General features: G+C 67.2%; 16 protein-coding genes and 1 pseudogene. 8 read left to right on the forward strand and 9 right to left on the reverse strand.

What is annotated here, in order from left to right; genetic code table 11:
- The first annotated feature begins 27 nt into the window (after positions 1-27).
- Positions 28-351, forward strand: a complete 324-nt coding sequence (gene hspQ, locus LZD57_RS03055; RefSeq protein ID WP_233717652.1) for a heat shock protein HspQ — start codon at positions 28-30, stop codon at positions 349-351.
- 201 nt (positions 352-552) lie between these two features.
- Here the strand turns inward: hspQ and LZD57_RS03060 are convergent, their stop codons facing one another.
- The 3 genes from LZD57_RS03060 to LZD57_RS03070 all read right to left on the reverse strand — a co-directional run bounded on the left by LZD57_RS03060 (position 553) and on the right by LZD57_RS03070 (position 3,065).
- Positions 553-1,212 (reverse strand): invasion associated locus B family protein, encoded by a 660-nt coding sequence (locus LZD57_RS03060; RefSeq protein ID WP_255699755.1) that lies wholly within the window; start codon positions 1,210-1,212, stop codon positions 553-555.
- Between the two features lie 394 nt (positions 1,213-1,606).
- Positions 1,607-2,245, reverse strand: a complete 639-nt coding sequence (locus LZD57_RS03065; RefSeq protein WP_233717654.1) for a phage tail protein — start codon at positions 2,243-2,245, stop codon at positions 1,607-1,609.
- A 265-nt stretch (positions 2,246-2,510) separates the two neighbouring features.
- Complete coding sequence (locus LZD57_RS03070; RefSeq protein WP_233717655.1) at positions 2,511-3,065, reverse strand: phage tail protein; 555 nt, start codon at positions 3,063-3,065, stop codon at positions 2,511-2,513.
- 512 nt (positions 3,066-3,577) lie between these two features.
- Here LZD57_RS03070 and LZD57_RS03075 point away from each other — a divergent pair.
- A complete protein-coding gene (locus LZD57_RS03075; protein ID WP_233717656.1) occupies positions 3,578-4,705 on the forward strand; it encodes a zinc-dependent alcohol dehydrogenase family protein in 1,128 nt (375 codons plus the stop codon).
- 77 nt (positions 4,706-4,782) lie between these two features.
- Here the strand turns inward: LZD57_RS03075 and LZD57_RS03080 are convergent, their stop codons facing one another.
- Positions 4,783-6,078, reverse strand: a complete 1,296-nt coding sequence (locus tag LZD57_RS03080) for an Hsp70 family protein (RefSeq protein ID WP_233717657.1) — start codon at positions 6,076-6,078, stop codon at positions 4,783-4,785.
- A gap of 284 nt (positions 6,079-6,362) precedes the next feature.
- Between LZD57_RS03080 and LZD57_RS03085 the strand changes: the two genes are divergently transcribed.
- Positions 6,363-6,980 carry a GNAT family N-acetyltransferase gene (locus LZD57_RS03085; RefSeq protein ID WP_233717658.1) on the forward strand — a complete coding sequence of 206 codons (618 nt, stop codon included), beginning with the start codon at positions 6,363-6,365 and terminating at the stop codon, positions 6,978-6,980.
- Between the two features lie 48 nt (positions 6,981-7,028).
- Here the strand turns inward: LZD57_RS03085 and LZD57_RS03090 are convergent, their stop codons facing one another.
- Positions 7,029-7,796: an SDR family oxidoreductase gene (locus LZD57_RS03090; RefSeq protein ID WP_233717659.1), complete on the reverse strand. Its 768-nt coding sequence runs from the start codon at positions 7,794-7,796 to the stop codon at positions 7,029-7,031.
- Between the two features lie 367 nt (positions 7,797-8,163).
- A complete protein-coding gene (locus LZD57_RS03095; RefSeq protein WP_233717660.1) occupies positions 8,164-9,483 on the reverse strand; it encodes an MFS transporter in 1,320 nt (439 codons plus the stop codon).
- Positions 9,484-9,679: 196 nt separating this feature from the next.
- Here LZD57_RS03095 and cyoA point away from each other — a divergent pair, with 196 nt between their 5' ends.
- From cyoA to LZD57_RS03120, 5 genes and pseudogenes are all read left to right on the forward strand, one after another.
- On the forward strand, positions 9,680-10,774 hold the full coding sequence (gene cyoA / locus LZD57_RS03100) for a ubiquinol oxidase subunit II (RefSeq protein WP_233717661.1): 1,095 nt from the start codon (positions 9,680-9,682) through the stop codon (positions 10,772-10,774).
- Between the two features lie 56 nt (positions 10,775-10,830).
- Positions 10,831-12,834 carry a cytochrome o ubiquinol oxidase subunit I gene (gene cyoB / locus LZD57_RS03105; protein WP_233717662.1) on the forward strand — a complete coding sequence of 668 codons (2,004 nt, stop codon included), beginning with the start codon at positions 10,831-10,833 and terminating at the stop codon, positions 12,832-12,834.
- Positions 12,835-12,838: 4 nt separating this feature from the next.
- On the forward strand, positions 12,839-13,465 hold the full coding sequence (cyoC, locus tag LZD57_RS03110; RefSeq protein ID WP_233717663.1) for a cytochrome o ubiquinol oxidase subunit III: 627 nt from the start codon (positions 12,839-12,841) through the stop codon (positions 13,463-13,465).
- A pseudogene (gene cyoD / locus LZD57_RS03115) lies at positions 13,465-13,857 on the forward strand (cytochrome o ubiquinol oxidase subunit IV); the annotation flags it as partial. The gene cyoC and the pseudogene cyoD, both read left to right, overlap by 1 nt.
- A gap of 246 nt (positions 13,858-14,103) precedes the next feature.
- Positions 14,104-14,880, forward strand: coding sequence for an SURF1 family protein (locus LZD57_RS03120; protein WP_255699757.1), 777 nt, complete (start codon positions 14,104-14,106; stop codon positions 14,878-14,880).
- A gap of 68 nt (positions 14,881-14,948) precedes the next feature.
- Here LZD57_RS03120 and LZD57_RS03125 read toward each other — a convergent pair whose 3' ends face one another.
- The 3 genes from LZD57_RS03125 to LZD57_RS03135 all read right to left on the reverse strand — a co-directional run bounded on the left by LZD57_RS03125 (position 14,949) and on the right by LZD57_RS03135 (position 22,969).
- Positions 14,949-18,122 carry a CHAT domain-containing protein gene (locus LZD57_RS03125; RefSeq protein ID WP_233717665.1) on the reverse strand — a complete coding sequence of 1,058 codons (3,174 nt, stop codon included), beginning with the start codon at positions 18,120-18,122 and terminating at the stop codon, positions 14,949-14,951.
- A 48-nt stretch (positions 18,123-18,170) separates the two neighbouring features.
- Positions 18,171-21,473, reverse strand: a complete 3,303-nt coding sequence (locus LZD57_RS03130) for a FecR domain-containing protein (protein ID WP_233717666.1) — start codon at positions 21,471-21,473, stop codon at positions 18,171-18,173.
- A gap of 149 nt (positions 21,474-21,622) precedes the next feature.
- Positions 21,623-22,969, reverse strand: a complete 1,347-nt coding sequence (locus LZD57_RS03135) for a surface lipoprotein assembly modifier (RefSeq protein ID WP_233717667.1) — start codon at positions 22,967-22,969, stop codon at positions 21,623-21,625.
- Positions 22,970-23,686 lie beyond the last annotated feature (717 nt).

The following is a 23,686-nucleotide window of genomic DNA, read 5'->3' on the forward strand; positions in this document are numbered from 1 at the left end:
CTGTTCGATAACGGAGTCATGAGGTCAATGCAAACCGCCCGCTTCTTCATCGGCCAGATCGTTCGCCACCGGCTGTTTCCGTTTCGCGGGGTGATCTTCGACGTCGATGCGGAATTCGACAATACCGAGGAGTGGTATCAGTCGATCCCGGCGGGTGTGCGCCCCCGCAAGGACCAGCCTTTCTATCACCTGTTCGCCGAGAACGAGGAGACCGAATACATCGCCTACGTCTCCGAACAGAACCTCCTGCCGGACGAGACGGGCTCCCCGGTCCGGCATCCCCAGGTCGGCGAGATGTTCGTCGGGCCGGTGGACGGTTCCTACCGGCTGAAGATCGAGAACCGCAACTGACGCGCCTGGTTTTCCCGCCATCGAACCGAAACGGCCGGCCTTCGCGAGAAGACCGGCCGTTTTGTCGATGGATATCCGTGACGGGCGCTCGCCGCGATGGCCCGACCCGAGCGAGGCCGGGACAGGTTTCGGCGCCTCAGCCTCCCGGACGCCGCCCGGCGGGCGGGCGCGCCGGCGCCAGCACCCGGCGCCGCCCGTTCGCTACTGCGCGGCGGTGCCCGACTCGCCACCCTGCTTGGCGGCGTTCTGCGCGTCCTCGAAGCGCTTGCGCCGCTCCTCGGCCTGCTTCTGCAGCGCGTCGTTCAGTTCCTTCTGCCGCTGGGCGAGGGCCGATTCGTCCTTCGGCGGGCCGTCGAAGGCGTCGGTGAAGCCCTTCAGCGTCACCGGGATCGGGTTCGCCTGACGCTGGAAGTTGATGGAGGTGACGACCATCTGGCTTCCCTTCTTCATGCTGGCGATCATGGCGTCGGTCAGCTCCGCCTCGGCGATGCAGCGGTTCGGAAAGCACACCGAATAGTTCAGCGCCTGCGGCTGGTTGCCGTCGACCTTGATCTGAACGCCCGGCGGAATGACGCGGCCCGTCGGCACCACGGCCTGCATGACCTTCTGATTGACCTTGCCCTTGACCTCGATGAGGTTGACCGCGGTGATCAACTGGCGAGTCTCGGCGATCAGGGAATACTGCGTGTTGCAGATGTCGTTGTCGCCCTGCTTGGTGCAGACCTTGAACCATTCGGTCGGCAGCACCTGGGCGTTGGCGTTGGCATTGGCATCCTGGGCGTTGGCCAGGGGCGTACCGGCGAGCAGCGTGGCTGTACCCACGAGCACGCCCGCGAGCTTCGAAAGCGAAGCGTTCTTCATCCGGTCTTGCACGGCCTCATGTCCTTTCGGCGCGTTGATTGCAACTCGACGGGGGTTCCTTAACCACCCCGCACCTCTTTCGCAAATGCGGCCGTTTCAGGGCTTCGAAATTCCCGAGCGTCGGGGTTGCGCCCCTTCACCCGGGGAGCACACGTCGGAGCGGCAGGGCTCATCCGCGTCGTGCCGGCACCACGGCGCCATTCGGTCGCCGGCCGTCGTGCCTGCCGAACCCCGGATGTGGAGGGGCGAAACCAGCCTTGCCGGGTTCGACGATTTTTCCGATCGGTCCGAAATCTCGGGACGGATGCGCCGGGACCGCGATGTCGCGGCAGGAGATCGAGGGCGCGCCTTTTCGGCTCGGGCTTCGATCACCGGCGATCGCACGTGGCTCCGCTCAATTGCGGCTCGGAAAGTACCCCTGGGTGACGATGCACCAGCGGATGACCAGAGTCGGGCTCTGATGCTGGAAGGGCTGTCCGGAGCCCGTATCGGCCAGGGAGACGCTGATCGAGTCCGTGTTGAGCGGCTGGGCCGGGGCCGTGGTGTCGTAGATGAGCAGCGGACCTGCAGGCATCGCCAGGCTGTTGCCGGTGGGCGTGCCGGAAGTTGCGACAGAACCGGAGGCATCGAGAGTCGCCGTCGCCTGATGGGAATGGGCCGGCATGTTCGACGCGGTCAGCGTGACGGTCGAACTGCCGGCGCGTTGGGCGAGCCCGTATTGCGGCAGCCCCGCCCCCTGCCCGAGATGGATGATCTCCCGGCCGCGCATGTCAGGCAGAGCGAAGTTCGTCTGGCCGTCTCCGCCGTAGTTCGTGCCCAGCAGAGCGAACAGGGCCTGATTCTGATTGATCGGAAGTAGCTGGCCGCTCGCCTCGAGGGTGTAACGGGGGCAGAAGCCGTTCGCGATCGGCAGGATCTGAGCGATGTAGAGCTCCTGGCCGACGGCGACCGAGGGGCCGCCGGTCAGCGCCGCGAGGGTGAGCGCGGCAAGAAAGGTCCGCGCGTATCTGGAAAAGATCGATTTTCTGGCCATGACATCTCTCGAAAGTGGATCAAGGATCGGCGTCGCTGCCTGGTCGGGTCGTCGAGGCAAGCCTGCGGCGGGATCGGCCTGCGGCGACGGCATGGAAGGGCGAAGCATCTTCCGCCCCGGCGGACCGGATCAGGATTTTCCTGCGTCATCCCTCGGCACCCGGCAGACGTCTACCGGGCTCCCCGGAGCTTCGGCTCGGCACGCCGTGTCCGTCGGCCTTGTCCGGCCCGGGTGCCGTAAGGCCCCGCATCCGTTCGACGCACCCCTAATCGTTGCGAGGCGGATAGATTCCCTCGAGCGCGATGCACCAGCGCAGGGTGAGGTAAGGCGTGCGGTTGTCGAAGGCGAGGCCGCCTCCGGCGCTGGCGACCGTGACGGCGACCGAGCCGGAATTCAGCGCCTGATCCGGAGCGCCCCGCGCCCGGTAGATGCTTCCACCGCTGGACGCGGCCAGGCTGTTGCCAGCGGGAGAGGCGGTCGTCGCGGTCTGCCCCGAGGCACTGAGAGTCGCGGTGGCGGAATGCGTGTGGGCCGGCAGGTTCTGCGTCGTCAGGGTCGTCGAAACCGCGCCGTTCGCTTCGCCCTGGTCATAGTCGGGCAGGCCCGGTCCCTGACCGAGCTGGATCGGCGTGCGTCCGCGCAGATCCGGCAGGTCGAAGTTCGACGTGCCGTTTCCGCCGTAAGTCGTGCCCACGAGCGAGAACAGCGCGGTGTTCTGGGAGATGGGCAGCGTCTGTCCATCGACCTCGATCGTTCCCCGGGGACAGTAGGTCGCCGCCGTCAGCATCATCTGGCCGATATATTGGTCGACCTGAGCCACGGACGGTCCGGCCTGCAGTCCGACGAATGCCGTTACGAAAGCCGCCAGAGCGGCCCCGCGTACAAGAAGTCCTCTGCCCATACCGCTCCTCGCCCGTTGTAATTGTGATTCTGCGGCGATTATGTCTCATTCCCTAACGGAATGGAATGATCAAAATTGCGATACATGCGTCCCCTACTATTCGTGAATTTTGTAACGATTAACAACGCCTGTCCTTTCAGTCCGTCAGATGAAACCGCCGGCCGGGCGCGGGACCACATCCGGTGGCCTCCGCTGCCTCGTCCTCGCTTCGACGGTTCGATCGGCATCTCGAAAAATCCGCTTTCTTCGCACGCCGGACCGGCCAGAGCCGGATGAAATGAGCTTCGCTCATCCTCCCCCTCCATCTTCCTGTTTGCGCACGGTCATTTCCGAAAACCGGTTCCCACTTTTCGGGATCATGCGCTAGCGTGGCGCCTCTGCGCGCCGCGGAGACCCGACTGCGGATCCGCGCTGATCGAGGAGGACAGATCTTGACCACCATTCGCGCCGCCGTTCTCAACGCTTCGCCCGTCGCCGCGCCCTATGCCGAGACCCGGCCGCTCGCCATCGAGACGCTGGACCTCGCGGCGCCGGGCCGGGGCGAAGTCCTGGTGCGCATCAAGGCGGCGGGCCTCTGCCATTCCGATCTGTCGGTCGTCAACGGCGCCCGGCCCCGGCCGGTGCCGATGGCGCTCGGTCACGAGGCGGCCGGCATCGTCGAGGCGCTCGGCGAGGGCGTCGACGATCTTGCCGTCGGCGATCACGTCGTCATGGTCTTCGTCCCCTCCTGCGGCCATTGCGCCCCCTGCGCCGAGGGGCGGCCCGCTTTGTGCGAGCCGGGAGCCGCCTCGAACGGCGCCGGAACGCTGCTCGGCGGGGCGATCCGCCTCTCCTATCGGGGCCAAAAGGTCCATCATCACATCGGCGTCTCGGCCTTTGCCGAGGCAGCGGTCGTCTCGCGCAATTCGCTGGTGAAGATCGACCCGGACCTGCCCTTCGAACACGCCGCCCTGTTCGGCTGCGCCGTCTTGACCGGCGTCGGCGCCGTGGTGAACACCGCCGCGGTCAGGGCCGGCCAGAGCGTCGCAATCGTCGGCCTCGGCGGCGTCGGCCTCGCCGCGCTGCTCGGCGCGCGGGCGAGCGGCGCCGGCACGATCGTCGCGGTGGACCCGATCGCGGAAAAGCGCGCGCTGGCGCTGGAGCTCGGCGCGAGCGTCGCCATCGACCCCCGCGCCGATGGCGCGGAGGCCGAGGTGAAGGCGCTGACGCGCGGCGGCGTCGACGCGGCGGTGGAACTGGCGGGTGCGGTCCCGGCCCTCGACTTCGCCTACAGGATCACCCGGCGCGGCGGCCTGACCGTCACCGGCGGGCTGGCCGCGCCGAACGAGCGCTTCGCTCTCGCCCCGGTGTCGCTCGTCGCCGAAGAACGCAGCCTGAAGGGCAGCTATATCGGCAGCTGCGTGCCGAGCCGGGACGTTCCGCGCTATGTCGCGATGTTCCGGGCGGGCCTCTTGCCCGTCGACCGGCTCCTGACCAGCAAGGGCGGGCTCGACGACATCAACGCCGCACTCGACGCCCTCGCCGAGGGGCGCACGGTCCGCCACGTCATCACGATGTGACCGCCCGGACAGGCGGATGCTCGGCTCTCCCGTCCGTTGGCGGACGGGCCGGATCGAGCGAGTCAGGCGGCCTCGCCTCAGCCGAACTTGCGGGCGGCGTCGATGCCGAGCCCGAGGCCGACCGAACCGAAGGCGTCCGACTGCGCGATCCTGGCGCCGGGAAAGCGCGAGACTGCAGCCGCTCGAACGGCCGGCACCTGCGCGCCGCCGCCGGTCAGGATCACCGTCTCGATCGCATCGGCGGTCACCCCCGCCTGACGTAGCGCCTCTTCGATCGCCCCGCCGATCCGGCGGACGAGGTCGGCGGTCGCGGTCTCGAAGGCGGCGCGCGTCGTCTCCGCCTCGAAGGCGAGGCCCGGCTCGCGCAGGACGACGGACGCTTCATCCGCGTCGGTGAGAGCGATCTTCGCCGCCTCCACGGCGCCGGCCAGCCTGTGGCCCGAGCGATGCTCGAGAAGATGGGCGAAACGGGCGAGCTTCTTCGGCTCGGCCGCTTCGCGCTCCAGCGCCCGGATGTCGCGGGCGATGGCCGGCGTATAGAGCGTGTTGATCCGGTGCCAGGTCGCCATGTCGTTGAAATACCAGACCGGCAGGCGCCGCTTTCCGTCGGCGGTGGTGCTCCCCGATCCGAAATGCGGCATCACTTCCGCGATCGACAGCTGGCGGTCGAAATCGGTGCCGCCGACGTGAACGCCGGTGAAGCTCAGAATGTCGTCCAGCCTGTCCTGCGCCCGCGCCCGCTCCGGCGACAGGCGGACGATGGAAAAGTCCGACGTGCCGCCGCCGATGTCGACGACCAGAGCGAGCTCTTCCGTGGCGATCCGGCTCTCGTAATAGAGCGCCGCCGCGACCGGCTCGAACTGGAAGGCGATGTCGGAAAAGCCGACCCCCTTCGCCGCCGCCTCGAGCTGATCCTGGGCGGCGCAGTCGGCGGCGTCGTCCTCGTCGACGAAACGCACCGGCCGGCCGAGCACCACCCGGTCGAGGACGATGCGCCCTTCCCCGGCGGCTTCCGTCCTGGCAGCCTCCGCTTCCAGCTTCGCCCGCAAATGCGCGAGGAATCGTCCGATCAGCTCGACGAAGCCGAGGCGCTCGCGGCCGACCCGCGTCGTCTCCTCCATGAGGGAGGATCCGAGCACCGACTTCAGCGCCCGCATGAAGCGCCCCTCCGCCCCGTCGACATATTCGAAGACCGCGGCCCTGCCGAAATGGGTCTTGCCGTCCTCGAAGCTGAAGAACAGCGCCGACGGCAAGGTCGGCGCATCGCCTTCGACGGGCAGCAGGCGCGGCCCGGCATTGGCCCCGCCCGAGGGCGCGAGGCCGAGGGTGGAATTGGTGGTGCCGAAATCGAGGCCGGCATGAATTCTGGACATGGTGGAGCCTCGGCTGGCGCCCGGCCGCCGCGCGGCCTCGCCTCGCCTGCCGGGGCGGCGCGAATGCGGGGACATGGCACGGACGGGTAGTTGGTTCTCGGGGCATCGCCCCGGCGAGCGGCGTCTCTAGCCGAAGCCCGGCCGGAATTGAACCCGGCCGGCGAAGAATTCCTCGCTCGCTCGCAAACGTCGGCGCGAGGCGACGGCATTGTCTCCGGCGCCGCCTGCCGTTATCGAATCTGCCGTTTCCCGCTGCCATCAAACGACGAGACGGTCGACCCGCCATGCCCCTTTCCGACGGCTTCACCGACATCCCCCCCGGCAAGATCGCCGCCATCGCGACGATCCTCGAGCGGACGGAGCCGCCGCGGCCGGGCGAGTTCGCGGTCGAAGACAGACCGGGCTGGCGCTTTGCCCGCGTCGAACGGCCGGATCTCGACTGGTACGTCGATCTGCTGCGCCGGGTCGGATCGCACCATCTCTGGTACCAGCGGTTGATCCAGGGGGAAGAGGCGATCGCCAGGAAGATCGCCGACCCGGCGACCGTCATCCACGCCCTGTTCGTCGACGGCCGTGCCGAAGGGATCGCCGAACTCGACTTTCCGGAGGACCGGGTCGCCGAACTCGTCTATTTCGGCGTGACGCCCGGGCTCGTCGGCCAGGGCGCGGCGCGTTTCATGATGGCGCCGCTGCTCGACTTCGCCTTCGCCGAACCCGTCGATCGGCTCTGGCTGCACACCAACACGATCGACCATCCGCGGGCGATCGCCTTCTACCGCCGCTTCGGCTTCGTGCCGGTGCGCCAGATGCTGGAGCTTGCCGACGACCCGCGGCTCACCGGCCTGTTCCCGCGCGAGACCGCGCCGCAGGTTCCGCTGTTTCCGCGTCCCGGCGAAGAGTGAGGCCGTGCGAGCCGGTCGTCCGGCCTGGGCTGGCCGGCACGCCGACGGTCAGAGCGACGCCGTGATTCCGCCGTCGACGAAGATGGTCGTGCCGTTGACGAAGGACGAGGCGTCCGAGGCGAGGAAGATCGCCGTCCCGACCAGCTCCTCGACCTTGCCCCAGCGACCTGCGGGTGTGCGCTTTGCGAGCCAGGCGGAGAATTCCGGATCGTCGACCAGCGCCTGGTTGAGCGGCGTCTCGAAATAGCCCGGCGCGAGGCCGTTGCACTGCAGACCGTATTTCGCCCAATCGGTGGCCATGCCCTTGGTGAGGTTCGCCACGGCGCCCTTGGTCGCCGTGTAGGGAGCGATGCCCGGCCGGGCCAGCGCCGTCTGGACGGAACAGATGTTGACGATCTTGCCGCGGCCGCGGCCGATCATGTGCCGCGCCACCGCCTGCCCGACATGGAAGACGCTGGCGATGTTGGTCTGCAGCAGCCGCTCGAAGCCGTCCGCCGGAAACTCTTCCAGCGGCCCGCGCTGCTGCATGCCGGCATTGTTGACGAGAATGTCGATCGGGCCGGTCTCGGCCTCGAACCGGTCGACCGCCTCGCGCACCGCCTGATGATCGGTGACGTCGAAGGCGAGTTCGTGAACCACCGCGCCGCCGCTGCGCAGCTCAGTCGCCGCGGCCGCGAGCTTTGCGGGATCGCGGCCGTTGACGACGATTTCGGCGCCGGCGGCAGCCAGCCCCTTCGAAAGCGCGAAGCCGATCCCCTGCGACGAGCCGGTGACGAGGCCGCGGCGGCCGGTGAGATCGAATAGCGACAGGCTCAAGACGTGCCCTCCCGTCCGGTTTTTCGTGCCGCCCACCCGAACCTCCCGGGCGGGGCGAAGCCTCTCCCCACATTTTCGCGGATCTGCGGCGAGGTCAAACCGTCCGGCGGAAAGCTTCTGCGCCCGATGCGGTCGCGGCTCCACACCCGGCCGACACCCCTGACGCGACGGACATGCCCAGAAAACGCACTTCGGCCATGACCTCCATGCATATCCAACGTGCAATTTCGTCGGGTTCAGAGCCCCGTTCCCATCTTTGGACGGGACCGACCCCTCGTCGAAGTTGGAATCAAAACGGCCGGCTACTTGCGCGCCGGCCGTCCGAGATCCCTTGCGGCGATCCGGGCCGGAAGCCCGGACCGGTCCTTCATTCGCGGCTGTCGAGCATGTCGTTGTAGCGCAGGGCGAGCATCGTGCCGGCCGCGCCGGACAGGAGATAAAGGCCCGCAGCGACCAGCCCGAGGTGATAGGACAGGTAGAGCGCGACGAAGGGCGCGAAACCGGCGCCGAACAGCCAGGCGAGATCGGAGACGATCGCCGAGCCGGTGTAACGGTAGTTGCGGGGGAAGTTCGAGGCGACGGCACCCGAGCACTGGCCGAAGGAAACGCCGAGAAGGGCGAAGCCGAAGACCATGTAGATGACCTCGCCCGCGACGCCCTGGGACAGCAGCGACGGCGCAAACCCGGAGAAGACGGCGATCAGGAGAGCGCAGATGCCGAGGACGTTGCGCCGGCCGTAGGTGTCCGCCAGGAAGCCGGAGGCGACGATGGCGATCGCTCCGATCACCGCGCAAAGGGCCTCGATGATCAGGAACCGGGTGACCTCCTGCTCGGTGAACAGATCGACCCAGGACAGCGGAAACACCGTCACCATGTGGAACATGGCAAAGCTCGCCAGCGGCGCGAAGGCGCCGACGACGATGAAGCGGGTGTTGTTGCGGAACGTCTGGCGCACCCGCGCGGCCTGGAGTTCGCGGCGCTTGAACTGATGGACGTATTCAGGCGTCGCGACGATGCGCAGCCGCGCGAACAGCGCCACGACGTTGATGGCGAAGGCGACGAAGAACGGGAAGCGCCACGCCCATTGGTGGAACTCCTCGCTCGGCAGGAAGCCGTGAAAGAAGGCGAAGAGACCCGACGCGACGATCAGCCCGAAGGGTGCGCCGAGCTGCGGCACCATCGCCCACAGGCCGCGGCGGTTTTCCGGCGCGTTCATGGCGAGCAGCGAGGCGAGACCGTCCCACGTGCCGCCGAGCGCCACACCCTGGCCGATCCGCATCAAAGCGAGCAGCCAGATCGAGGCCGCCCCGACGTCCTCATAGGCGGGCAGAAACGCCACCACGACCGTCGACGTGCCCAGCAGGAAGAGGGAGATGGTGAGTTTCGTCGCCTTGCCGTGCAGACGGTCGATGGCCATGAACAGCCATGTGCCGAAAGGCCGCGCGATGAAGGCCAGCGCGAAGATCGCGAAGGAGTAGAGGACCCCCGTCAGCGGATCGACGAAGGGAAACACCCGGGCCGGAAACACGATCACCGAGGCGATGGCGAAGACGAAGAAGTCGAAGAACTCCGACGTCCGCCCGATCACCACGCCGATCGCGATGTCGCTGGGATTGAGCAGATGCCCTTGGGCGTCACGGGTCCCGGAAGAGCCGTCGAAGTGGGGGGAAGCAACAGTCTCGCTCATTTTGCGATCCCAAGCACGGATGAGGTCGGGCGGCAAGCGCCCCGAACATTAAGGACTCGTAAGGTGGTGTGCAGTTGCGAAGAAGGGGGTTGAGGCACTGCACAAATTGTTCAATACCAGCTTCGCGCGGCAGTCAACGCCCGGTCGGTGACCGCCGGCTGCACGCTTCATGTCAGACCAATACGGGGCCGCTCCATTGCGTCCGTTTCGTTTCCTTCTCGTCCTCGCGCTGCCGGTCATCCTGAGCGCGTGCTCATCTCCGGTCCTGTTTCCGGGCGGCGACATCGCGGCGCGCCAGCGCGACATGCTTTTGATCGCAACGGGGCTGATGCTCATCATCATCCTGCCCGTCATCTTCATGTCGCTGTACTTCCCGTGGCGCTACCGCGCCTCCAACAAGGCGACGGACTACGATGCGGACTGGGACCACTCGACGAAGCTCGAGCTGGTGATCTGGACGGTGCCGCTCCTGATCATCATCGTCCTCGGCGCGGTGACCTGGGTCGGCACCCATCTCCTCGATCCGTTCCGGCCGCTCGACGAGATCACCACCAGCGAGGGCGTCGCGCTCGACGCGGAGCCGCTGGACGTCGAGGTGGTGGCGCTGAACTGGAAATGGCTGTTCGTCTATCCGCAATACGGCGTCGCCAGCGTCAACGAGCTCGCCGCCCCGGTCGATCGACCGATCCGCTTCCATCTGACGGCCGAGTCGGTGATGAACGCCTTCTACGTCCCGACGCTCGCCGGCATGATCTATTCGATGCCGGGCATGGAGACGAAGCTTCACGCGGTGATGAACGAGCCGGGGGTTTTCGACGGCTTCGCCAGCCACTACAACGGCGCCGGCTTCTCGGACATGAATTTCAAGTTCTACAGCCAGAACGACGGCGACTTCGACGCGTGGATCCAGAACCTCAAGGCTTCGAACCAGACGCTCGACACGCAGTCCTATCTCGACCTCGCCAAGCCGACCGAGGGCTCTCCCGTCGCCTATTATTCGTCGGTCGAGGACGACCTCTACAAGCGCATTCTCGGCATGTGCGTGCGCCCGGGCAAGCTGTGCATGCAGGAGATCATGATGATCGACGCCGGCAAGGCCGAGCCCGGCCGCGACGTCACCATCGATCAGTTGAAATACGAGACCTACGACCTCGACCAGTTCGGCCATGGCGGCGATGCCCAGGGCGCCACCGCTCCGGCCTCGAACCGCGAGCCGCACAGCGACGAGAGGACGTTGGAGGAGCCCGCCGGCGAAGGCACGATCGCCCCGCCGCAGCTCCACGAAAATTGATGAACGGCTCCGGCATCAGCCGGAGCCCATGAGCAATCAGCAAGAGACAAAAATCCATGCTGGGCAATACGGACCTCACGCGGCTGATATTCGGACGTCTGACGCTCGACTCCATCCCGTATCACGAGCCGATCCTGGTCGGGACGTTCGCCGTCGTCGTACTCGGCGGCCTCGCGCTCCTCGGCGCTCTCACCTACTTCAAGCTCTGGGGCTATCTCTGGAACGAGTGGCTCACCAGCGTCGACCACAAGCGCATCGGCATCATGTACATCGTGCTGGCGATCGTCATGCTGCTGCGCGGCTTCGCCGACGCCCTGATGATGCGTGCCCAGCAGGCGATGGCGTTCAACGGCTCGGAAGGCTTCCTGCCCGCCCACCATTACGATCAGGTCTTCACCGCCCACGGCACGATCATGATCTTCTTCGTGGCGATGCCGCTGATCGTCGGGATCATGAACATCGTCGTTCCGCTGCAGATCGGCGCGCGGGACGTCGCGTTCCCCTTCCTCAACAACTTCTCCTTCTGGATGACCGCCGGCGGCGTCATCCTCGTCATGCTGTCGCTCTTCCTCGGCGAATTCGCCCGCACCGGCTGGCTGGCCTTCCCGCCGCTGTCCGACGCGGCGAACAGTCCGGGCGTCGGCGTCGACTATTATATCTGGGGCCTGCAGATCGCCGGCGTCGGCACGCTGTTGTCGGGCGTCAACTTCCTGGCGACCATCGTGAAGATGCGCGCGCCGGGCATGACGATGATGCGCATGCCGATCTTCACCTGGACGGCGCTCTGCACCAACGTCCTGATCGTCGCCTCCTTCCCGGTTCTGACGGCCGTCCTCGCCCTCCTGTCGCTCGATCGCTACGTCGGAACGCACTTCTTCACGAACGATCTCGGCGGCAATTCGATGATGTATTTCAACCTCATCTGGATCTGGGGGCATCCGGAGGTCTACATCCTCATCCTGCCGTGCTTCGGCGTCTATTCCGAAGTCACCTCGACCTTCTCGGGCAAGCGCCTGTTCGGCTACACCTCGATGGTCTACGCCACCGTGGTCATCACCATCCTCGCCTATCTCGTCTGGCTCCATCACTTCTTCACCATGGGCAACGGGGCGAGCGTCAACTCGTTCTTCGGCATCACCACGATGATCATCTCGATCCCGACGGGAGCGAAGATCTTCAACTGGCTGTTCACGATGTATCGGGGGCGCGTGCGCTTCGAAGTGCCGATGCTTTGGACGATCGCCTTCCTCGTCACCTTCACCATCGGCGGCATGACCGGCGTCCTCCTCGCCGTCCCGCCGGTCGACTTCGTCACCCACAACTCGCTGTTCCTCGTCGCCCACTTCCACAACGTGATCATCGGCGGCGTCCTGTTCGGCATGTTCGCGGCGATCAACTACTGGTTCCCCAAGGCGTTCGGCTTCAAGCTCGATCCGTTCTGGGGCAAGGTCAGCTTCTGGTTCTGGGTGGTCGGCTTCTACTTCGCCTTCATGCCGCTCTACGTACTCGGCCTGATGGGCGTCACCCGGCGGCTGCGCGAGTTCGACGATCCGTCGCTGCAGATCTGGTTCATCGTCGCCGCCTTCGGCGCGGTGCTGATCGCCGCCGGAATCGCCGCCTTCCTGGTGCAGATCTTCGTCTCGGTGCGCCGTCGCGACGAACTCGCCGACACGACCGGCGACCCATGGGACGGCCGGACGCTGGAATGGGCGACGTCCTCGCCGCCGCCGCACTACAATTTCGCCTTCACTCCGGTGGTGCATGGCCTCGACGCCTATACCGACATGAAGCGGCGGGGGTTCGCCCGCCCGATGGAAGGCTTCAAGCCGATCCACATGCCGAAGAACACCGGCGCCGGCATCTTCATCGCGGGGCTGGCGACGGTCTGCGGCTTCGCGATGATCTGGTACATCTGGTGGCTGGCGGCGCTCTCCTTCGTCGCGCTCGTCGCCATGACGATCGCCCACACCTTCAACTACGACCGGGACTATTACATCCCGGCCGACGAGGTCGCCGAGACGGAACACGCCTTCGCCGGCACCCTGACGGCGCGGAGCTGACCTGATGCACAACGTCGCCACGACGACCGGCAGCGACAAGCCGGTCTTCTTCGAAGTCGAGGAACACGAGCACGAGCCGGGCGGCAGCACCATGCTCGGCTTCTGGATCTATCTGATGAGCGACTGTCTCATCTTTGCGGTCCTGTTCGCCACCTATGGCGTGCTCGCCGGCGCCTACGCCGCGGGGCCGCGGCCGGACGAGATCTTCGAGCTGCCGCTGCTCGCCGCGAACACGGCGATGCTGCTGTTCTCCTCGATCACCTACGGCTTCGCCATGATCGCCATGCAGAACCGCAACAAGCAGGCGGTGCTCCTGTGGCTGGTGGTGACGGCCGTCTTCGGCGCGCTGTTCGTCGGGATCGAGCTCTACGAGTTCGCCTCGCTGATCCACGAGGGCGCGACGCCGCAGCGCAGCGCCTTCCTCTCGGCGTTCTTCACCCTCGTCGCGACCCACGGGCTGCACGTCTCGTTCGGCATCCTCTGGATGATCGTTCTGATGGTGCAGGTTCAGAAGCGCGGGCTTTTGGCCGACAATCGTCGCCGGCTGATGTGCCTGTCGATGTTCTGGCACTTTCTCGACGTCATCTGGATCGGCGTCTTCACCTTCGTCTATCTCATCCGGGTGATTTGATGAGCACCGCCTCTCACGCTTCCGACCCCAACCGCGGCACGGCCAGCGGCCATCACGAGACCGGCGAAGCCCATTCGACGATCGGGGGTTATCTCACCGGCTTCGGTCTTTCCGTCGTCCTCACCGTCATTCCGTTCTGGCTGGTGATGGCGCGGCCGATCGAGGACGGGATCGTCACGTCGGTCCTGGTGATCCTTCTCGCCGTCGCGCAGATCATCGTCCACATGATCTACTTCCTGCACATGGACGCGAAGTCCGAAGGTGGCTGGACGGTGATGGCGCTGATCTTCACGGTCGTTTTGCTCGTCATCACCATCTCGGGCTCGCTCTGGGTCATGTATCATCTCAACAGCAACATGATGCCGATGGAGAATGGCACCATGGACGGGATGGAGATGAACGGCGGCCAGATGGGCGGCATGTCGATGGGCGGGGCGAGCGAGAACGCGACGCCCCAGGGCGCCGGCGAGGCGGGCACCGACGGCGCCGGTCACTCCGGCATGGACCACAGCAACATGGATCAAGGCGGCATGGCGCCGATGACCATGGAACCCGGCGCCACGACGTCCGAGTAGCGCACGCTGCGCAGGTCGGCAGAGGTTTCGTCCGTGGCCGAGAACGACAGACATCACGGGGAGATGGCGCGCGAGCGCCCTCCCCGTCTTCGTTTGAAGCTTGCGCTTGCCGCCGTAGCCGGCGTGATCCTCTTTGCCGGATTCGTCGCTCTGGGCATCTGGCAGATCGAACGGCGAAGCTGGAAGCTCGGCCTCATCGCCGCCGTGAACGAGCGTGTCGCCGCCGCGCCGGTCGCGGCGCCCGGTCCCGACGCCTGGGCATCGATCGACTTCGACGACGACGAATACCGCCACGCCACGGCGACCGGCCGGTTCCTGCCGGGCAAATCCGTCTTCGCCCAGGCGACGACGGACTATGGCGGCGGCTTCTGGCTGATGACGCCGCTGAGGGACGCCCGCGGCTTCACCGTCCTCGTCAATCGCGGCTTCGTTCCGTCGAAGGACTTCGCCGCCGATGACGATCTCTCCGGCGAGCCGAAGACCGTCACCGGCCTCCTGCGCATGAGCCAGCCGGGCGGCGGCTTCCTGCGCGCCAACGTTCCGGCGGAAGGGCGGTGGTACTCCCGCGACGTTGCGGCGATCGCCGCGTCGCAGCAGCTCGGCGGCCCGGTTGCGCCCTATTTCATCGACGCGGGCTCGCCCCTCGACCACACGCCGCCGCCGAATGCCGAAATGGGCGCGCCGCCTCCCGGCAGCGTCGCCTATCCGGTGACGGGCCTGACGCGGATCGCCTTCCGCAACCAGCATCTGCAATATGCGCTGACCTGGTTCGCGCTGGCCGGCCTCGTCCTCGTGGCGGCCTTCGTCGTCATCCGCCACGGGAGACGGCACTCCGCTTGAGCCGCTGCTGGCGGGTTCGCAGGGCGCTCCGGCGATCTTGCAGTTTCTCCCCTGCCCGTGCCGGAGCTTCATTCCCACCCGTCGCCGACCAACGAGAACGGCCCCCAATAGGCCGGATGCGACCATTGCGGGTTCTCGGCGACCATCGCCGCCATGGAGCGGCGCAGCGCCTCGGCTTTCGGGACCCCGTCGCGCGCCGCCAGCGCCACGGTCCGGGTGGTCAGGCCGACGGTCGCCTCGGAGGCGATCGGCCAGTGGGAGACGAGCAGCGAGCGCGCCCCGGCATGGAAGAACGCCTGCGCCAGGCCCGACAACCCCTCCGCGTTGGGCTCGCCGTTGGAGGCGGCGGTGTCGCAGGCGGACAGGACGACGAATTCGGCGTCGAGATCGAGGGCGGCGATGCGGCTGGCGGTGAGAATGCCGTCGTCCTTCGGCCCGCCCCCGCCAGCAGCGAGGAGGATGGCGGGCTCGTCGACGCCGGGGATCGTGCCGGCGGTCACGGCATGGGTCGCAAAGGCGAGGATCCGGTAGTTCGAAAGCTTTGCTCTCTGCACCGAGGCGAGGGTCGCCTCGTTCCCGAGGAACAGCGTCCCGCCGTCGAGGACGGACTGCATGGTCTTCAGTTCGATTTGCGTCTCCGGCAAGGGCGGAGCGGCGGCGAGGATCGCCCGCACGCGCCGCTCCTGCGGCGTGGCTGCGCCGGACGCGGTTGCCTCGGCGCCCGCGAACAGCGGATCGCCGAAGCCCGCGAAGAGCCGGTTCGCCCTGGAGGGACGGCGTGTCTCTCGCGCCGAAACGAAGGAGTCGACGCCCGGGACGATCGATATCGCATGCGACAGGCCCAGCCAGTCGACGGTGCGGTAGTCCGCCCCCGGTGCCGCCGGCGTCTGCGGCAGAATGCCGGGAGGAAGGCTCTGCATCGCTCCGTCCGGCACGACGATCAGATGGCGATAGCGACCGAGCTCGGCGCCGAACGGGCCGAAGGTCGCGGCATAGAGGGCGTTGGCAGCGTCGAGGTCGAACGCCGGCAGTTCGCCCCATTGCGGAAAGGCGACGGAACGGCGGATCCGGGTCACCAGGGCGGCGACGTCGCGCCGGCCGAGCGGGCCGGTCTTCAGCGCGGCGCCGTTTCGGGAAATCAGGAAGAGATGGGTTCGGTCGGCGGCGACGACCTCCACGATCAGCGCCTCGTCCGGCCGCAGCGCCGATTGCAGGGCTGCGAGACCGACGGGTTCGAGCGCCCGGCGATAGGCGGGATATTGCGACGCGATGGCCGCGTCGAGGTCGCCGACTTCGGCGCGCAGGCGTCTCGCCTCTTTCGCCAACCCCTCGCCCGACCCCTCGTCGCCGAGACCCGCCAGCGCGTCGCTCTCGCGGCGCTCGACGCTCGCGAGCTGCCGGGCGGCATCCTGGCGCTGGCGGACCAGGGCTTCGACTTTCGGGCCGGCGCCGGAAAAGCGGGCTGAGAGATCGGCCGCGACGCGGCCCGTCACCGATGCGATCGCCCGCTGCGCCAGGCCGAAGGCCTCGTCGAGGTCCGAGCCCGTCTGCTTCGGGCGCTCGGCGAGAAGCGCCAGATGGGTCTCGAAGGTCGGTCGGGCAATCCGCTGTTCGGCTGCCGCGATCGTCGTCTCCTCGCCGCTGAAAAGCCCGGCGCCGGCAAGGTTGGCCGTGGCCGCGCGCGCGGCGGCGAGAGCATCCGCCGTCCGCCCCATCGCGGCGAGGATCTGTGCCTTGACGGTCAGGGCCCGCGTATCCGCCGCCATGCCGTGGCGGCCGGAAAGGTCGATCGCCGCGTCGATTGCCGTAAGGGCGGCCTCGTCCTCGGCGAGCGCATGATGCAGCTCGGCACTGGTGATCAGCGGAAGCGTCAGGGCGGTCCCCTTGCGGTCCGCCTCGCGTTTCAGGATCGCGACGGCGCGCTCCGTTTCCGTCAACGCTTCGCGCAGGCGGTCGCCGGCCTGCAGCGCCAGAGCAAGGGCGAAATGGCCGAGCGCCAGGAGTCGGCTGTCGCCGATCTCGGCCTTTTCCAGAGCGGCGAGGCCTTCCCGCGCGACGCGCTCGCCGGTCTGCGGGTCGCCGAGCCGCAGATGCAGCCGCACGGTCTCAAGCTTGGTGGTGGCGACGTCGAGCGCATTCGGCCCGTAGGCTTCGCTCAGGATCGTCAGCGCGCGCTGATAGTGGGCCAGCGCGGTTCGCGGCTCGCCGAGCTCCTGGTGCGCGAGGGCGAGGCTGAGGCTGCTGCGCGCCACCATCGGATCGTCCGGGCCGGACAGCCGCTCGTAAAGCAGCAGCGCGTCGTTCAGATCGGCGACGGCATCGCGGAAGTGCGAGCGCACCAGGGAGACGTAGCCGGCGTCGTAGAGGCTGTGGGCATAGTCGAGCGTCTCGGTCTGCCTGCTGGCTTCGAGATCTTGCCGCAGCCCCGCGACGGCGGCGGCGGCATCCTCCCAGCGCTCCTCCAGGAAGGCGAGCTTCAGCTCGGCGAAGACCAGCGGTTCGGGACCGACCGGCGCGTCGGTGGCCTCGACGTCGGCCTTCAAGGCAGCGACCTCGGCAGCGAGGCCGGCATGGTCCCTGCGGTTGAAGAAGCCTTCGATGCGGATGGCGTGAAGCGCCAGGCTCAGCCGCGGGTCCTTAGCGCCGGCGGCGGCGATCAGCCGCGCGATCTCCTCCGTGCGGGCCAGCGCCGCGATCCAGGAGCCACGTTCGCCCTCCAGCCGGGCGCGCTGGAGCGCGACCTTGATCCGGCGAGCGGCATTCGGGGCGCGTCTGGCATAGAGGTCGTCGGATTTCGCGGCATAGGCGAGCGCCCCGACCCGGTCGCCGGCCGCCTCCCAGGCGACGGCCATGTCGGCCGCCAACTGCGCAACCTCCTCGCCGTCGGGGCCGAAGACCTTCGGCAGCGTCGTTTCGAGACCCAAGTAGAGTTCGCGGGCATCGGCAAGCCGTCCGCCGAGATAGAGCGCCGCCGCCAGCCGGTAGCCCTCGATCACCGCCGCCGCGTCGGTGGCCGTACCTGCCGCGACGCCGGCACGATAGGCGTCGAGCCGCACCGAAAGGCCGTCTTCGGCGGAGGGGGCGGCGGAGCTTTGCTGCGCGTCGGCGAGAGGCGCCGCCGCGACCAGAAAGACCAGCGCGAGGGCGGCGCGGAGAATGGCGGACAGTTTGCCGTCGCTCGGAACCATGGCGGCCGTCGGACCCAGCAACAATTGACCCTGCGTCATGGCTTGTATCGCCATGACGCAAGGTCATCAAGCTCCGTAGGCCCGGCGCCGGGGATCCGCCCGTTATTGCACCTTGCCGATGAAGACGCCCTGGCCGAAATAGTTGGCGTTGCCCACCGGCGAGATGGAGACGGTGCCGGCCGTTTCCGGCGGCCGGCCGAGGTTGCCTGGATCGGCTGTGACCGGGCCGAAGAAGCCGCCGTTCATCGTCATGGTCGACTGGCCGCCGGTGTGGGCGAGCGTGCCGTTGAAGCGGCTGGCGACGGTCTGCTTGTTGAGGGCGCCGGTATATTGACGCCCGTCGAGCGCTGCCTGCGCCGCACCGGTGCCGCTGCCGAAGTTCCAGTCGAAGGAGAACGTTCCGGTGGTGTCCCGGATCGAGGTCGCGTCGGCGATCGTACCGATGATCTGACCGGCATAGGCCGCCTGGACGTTGGTGGTGATCGTCGAATCGACGGTCGGCCGGCCGGCGACCATGTGGCCGAGATTGACCCGCGTCTGGCCGTTCGCGCCGGTGCCGAGGGCATCGCCGAAGAAGAAACCCCACTGGGCGTAATCGTACTGGCCGGGCTTGGTCATTCCCGCGGCAAAACCATCGGCGAGTTCGCCGGGCGAGACGATGACGCCGTTCTTGTTCCCGACGGCGGCATACTGTTTCTCGCTGACATACGCGCCCTTGCCCGGGTTCTGCGCGTCGCCCATCGTCATCTGCAGCGCCTCCGGTGTCTCGGTCGTGCCGAGCGCCTTGCCCTGCAACTCGATGGAGACGGCGACGAGGTTGTTGTCGCCCGGATTGGCGTCGACCGCGACGTTCGGATCGTCGGTCGCCCCCGTCAGCGAGACGAGACTGATCGTGCCGTCGGCATTCTTGCGCTCGCCGATGCCGGCGGCATAGCCCACCGTCGGCGCACGGCTCGTGCGATTTGCCAGCGACGGGTCGTTTCCGGCCGTCACGGACTCGCCGATGGCGAGGCGGGTGAAGCCGTAGCTCGCCGTCGTGCCGTCCGAGGCCACCTCGGTGATCTGGCCGAGCGAGGTCTCGCTGCCGACTCCGCCGGAATTGTCGGCCGGACCGAGCGCGAAATAGCCGATGGCGTCGCCCATCTGGGCGTTGCCGAAGAAGAAGTGGGAATCGGTCGCGTCGTAGCCGGTGCCGAGCGAGCCGATCGGCCCGTCGATGGCGATCGAGGTCCGGGTGACGTCCTTGCGCGTCGATCCGACGAGCGTCCCGGCGAGCGAAATCGTCTGGTCCGTCGGGCCCTGGACGGCAATGTCGCCGACCATGACGGAGATGTTGCTGAGGCCGTTGGCACTCATCTCGAAATCCCCGCGCATGGCGGTGTTGTAGCTGGTGACGCCGTTGCCGGAAACGACGACGAGATCGGTATCCGCCCGCGTCTGGACGCCGCCGAGGAAGGTCGGCTCCCGCCGGAACGCGTCGTTGGCGTTGAAGCCGGCGACGCCGTCGGCCTGCCCCTCGAGGCTGGTGCCGGTGGCAAAGCCCCGCAGCCCGTCGGAAATGCGATAGGTCGAAACGGTGAAGCCGTTGTTGGTGCCCGGCAGCGTCGGCCCGTTGGTCGCGGCCCCGGACGGCGGCCCGCCGAAGGCCAGGAAGCGGCCGCCGTTCTGCAATGCCATGTCGTAGACCGAGAAGGTCGCGAGGCTGGTATTGTCGAACTGCAACTGGCCGACGCTCACCTCGTTGTTGGACGGAGGCTGGTAGAACGCCGACATGCCCACGGTCACGAATCGGCTCTGATCGAAATCATAGACGCTGGTGTCGAGCGTGCGCACGAAGGCGTTCGGATCCAGAGAGTTGCCGGCCTGATCCACGTCATTGTTCAGATTGCCCGATGCCGTCGCCGGCTTGTGCACGACGTTCCAGACGGTCGACGATTGGGCGCCATTGATATCGACCTGACCGTTCGTGACGTTCGCCTCCGTGGCGAAGGCCCATAGGTCGAAGAGGGCGGTGCCATACGCGTACTGAAAGCCCGTCGCATTGCCGTTCTGATCGACCTGGTTGTCGGAGTTGCGGAAGTTCGACAGGCCGAAGAAGATGCCTTCGGACTGGCCATGGATGAATTCGTAGACGCTCGTGTCGGCGACGCTCGTATTGAGCGGCGGCACGCTCTGGTTGGTGCCGCCGTTGGCGAGAACGACGGAACGAGAATTGTCGATGAACAGCTCCGGCCGTTGATCCTCATATGCGGCAAGGCCCACGGCGCCGCCGTTGAGCGCGGGATCCTGCCTGACGCGGACGGGATTCCCGACGCGAACGCTCTGCGCGTCAGGATTGGTCGTCGCCGACGCGGTCTGGGTGTTGAGGGCGACCTGGATCGGCGCGGCGTCTCCGAGGCCGGAGCCGAGGTCGAGAGAAGGAGGCTGCGGCGCCGCCGGCGTGGGCGTGAGGGTCGCCGCCTGCTTCGTCGGCCCGCACTCGGCCGCGTCGTACTTTCCGGCATTGGCATCGCAGCGATCGGCGCCGGGGCGCGGCGAGGGCGTCGGAACGTTGCCGGGCGCGGCTGCCTGTCCGGCCGACTGGCCCGCTGCGGCCGGAGCCGGCGCGGCCGGTGGCGTCGCCGATGCCAGTCGCGCCGGCGCTGCGGCCGCCGAGGGAGCCGGGGCGCCGGACGGCGCGGCGACCGGTGCCGGCGCCGGCTGCCGCGCGGCCTGCGGCGCCTGCTGCGGGGGCACCGCCCGGCTGGCCGCGGCCATCTGCCGCCGTGGCTGCGCCGTGGTTCCCGCGGCCCTGCGAGCCGTGGCCATCGTCTCGATGCCGGGACCGCTGTCGACCGTCGTGCCCCCTGTGCCGATGGTCGCGAAACGCGGTCTGGCGCTGGAGCGGAACGTCTCCATCTGGTCGCCGATCGTCGTCCGGTCGAGCCTGTAGGGCTGCGCCGGCGTTCCGCCGCGGCGGAGCACCGTCCCGAATCCCGGCCGCGAAATGGTGCGCGACGCACCGGCGCCTTCGGCGACGAGCCTGTCGCCGACGACGAGCGTCGCGAAACCTTCGTCGGCGCTGATCAGCGCGGTGGAAGCGACGAGGCGGACCGTGCCGCCGGGTGTCGAGACCTCGACCGGGCTGGTGCCGCCGCGCGCGCCGACGGCGATCCTGGCGCTGCCCCGGACGAGTTCGAGCCGCAACCGGCGCGCCCCGCTGCGGCCGTCATAGGAGAACTGGCGGACCGCGATCTGGGAGCGCGGGGCGAGCGTGATCGACGTGCCGTCCGCCAGAAGCAGCTCGAGACTGCTCGCGCCACTTTCATGCAGCGTCAGGGCGAGGGCCGGGCCGGCGCCCGCCATGCCCGGGACGAAAGGCGCGGCGAACTGGATCGCGACGGCCGCGACACTTGCCGCAAGCACGCTGCCAGCCGAAGAGGACCGGTGGAAAGGGCGGAAGGGACGACGAGACGTCATGGTCATCTCCGGCAGTCGGGCGAAAAGAACGGATGCAAGGTCTGCGGCGAGAATGGAGGCGGGACCGCGTCCCGGCGTGAACGACGAGCGGCGCATCAGAACCGCACCGCCAGGCCGAGGCTCGTCGACAGGTTGTCGTAGTCGAACAGCGCGATGTTCGAATCGTTGTTCTGGTAGCCGACCTCCAGGACGACGTCGACGCTGTCGTTGATCGGCACGGTCTGCGTGAACCCGACCTCGAAGAGAAAATCGCTGCGGGCTTCGGTCGCGATCAGCCGGGGATTGCCCGCGTCGTACTCGATGGCCTGCAGACCCGCCGAAAAGCTGCTCGTCCAGACGAGATTCGTGGCGGCGACCGGGTCGAGATACCGGATGGCGTAGCTCGCCCCGCCGAAGACGACCGTGCGGTCTTCCCAATGGACGCGGGCATCTCTGAGGGCGACGCCGGCGCTGACGCCGAAAGTCTGGTTCTGCGTCAGCGCATAGGCGAGTTCCGCCGAGAAACTGTATTGCCCGCCGGTCTGCTCGCTGGCCAGCGGCCGGAAGTCGCTGTGGTTGTAATCCTGGTAGACCGCCTCGCCGGTGACGACGAGCTGCAGCTCCGGCGCCAGCAGATGGCGGACGGACAGGCCGCCGCCGATCTGGTTGAGATAGTCCTTGTCGTCGAGGCCGAAGATCGTGCCGGTGACGTATGGGCGGATTTCGGTGGCGCCGAGCGCTCCTTCGAAACCGAGCCATGGCCCGGCATTGGCCGAAACATAGAGCGTGTCGTAACGCTTCTGTTCGAAATGCCGCTTGGTGCCGACCACCGCGTCGACGACGAAGCGGCTGGCGTCCTGATAGCCGAGATCGTGGGTGTAGGTCGCCTGCCCGGTCGCGACGAAACTTCCGTCGGCCTTCGACATCGCCGAGGGATCGAGCACCAGCGGTATGCCGCCCAGCGTGATGTCGGCGCCGCTCGGGCCGAGATTGACGTTGGAATCATAGCGCAGCCCCGTATAGAGCCGAGCGACGAGGCTATAGGGCCTGGAGCCGTCGATCGCCTGGTCGAGCGTCGCCGCCCCGCGCTCGCGCACCGGAGCCGGCATCGCCGGATTTTCCAGTGCGGTGTCGAGATAAGTCTCGGCGAGAGCCTCGTTGCCGAGCTTCTGGTAGAGCAGACCGAGTTCCAGGCGGATGTTGTCGAGGCTCGGATCGGCGAGCAGCAACCGCTCGAGCGAGGCGATCGCATCGTTCACCGCGCCGAGGCGAACCGCGACCGCCGCATAGCGCACGGAACGCGACGGATCGGCCGGGTTTTCCAGAAGATCGGCATAGGCGGCCTGAAGCTGAGCCGCCGCCGGATTTTCCGCGGCAAGCATCTCGCCGACCACGACGAAATTGATGAAGATGACAGCGATGGACCGGACAAAAATGGTCTTGATCGTTCTTGTCGGTCTCATGGCAAATCTCTCCCGACCCCGCATAAATCAGCGTACAGCGACCCGACGGGCCACGAGACCGCCGAGGTCCCGCCCGATGTATGACGCAGACATTTCAATGCTTTCGCTGCATACTTGCAGTTATTTCCGCAAAACTTGCGCGGAGAGGACCAAAACGCTCAAAACGATCCCCACAATCCAGGCGATCGATATGATCCGGTGTCGCTTGCGCAAGCCTGACGCTAAGTCAGATGCACGTCCCACCCTTACCCCCGGCGGCATCCCCGCTCGCCGTCACCCAATGGTCTCAAGACGATACGCAAACAATCCGAGACCGCCTGCCGAGAAGGCAATCTATTCGCGCCACTCGATCTTACTCTATTCGTGACGAGAAACTCCGATCCACGCTCTACGACTCGCGCACGAGTCCCAGAACTTCGGTTCGAATCACCTAAACTTCTACGCGGCGTGAGAAACGCTAGCGAAATCTCGTCATCCCGTACACCTTGGATTCGACACCAAGCTGCCGATCGGGAAACCGTGGAAGTCGATGTTGCCGCTGCGACACATTTTTCGCCAGCCACGGGTGGCTCATCGCACTTTTAAGTCTATGATTGAACGACTCTCGGACCGTCGCTGACGGTGTCCGGCGTGTCCGCGGCGCGTGGCGCTCGCTGCCGATCCTCCGCATGCGTGGGGAGGTGGCCGGCGCCGAGATGAAACGAGAAACCAGTCCGT

Origin of the sequence: Jiella avicenniae (assembly GCF_021390325.1) — a bacterium.
Lineage (GTDB): Bacteria > Pseudomonadota > Alphaproteobacteria > Rhizobiales > Rhizobiaceae > Jiella > Jiella avicenniae.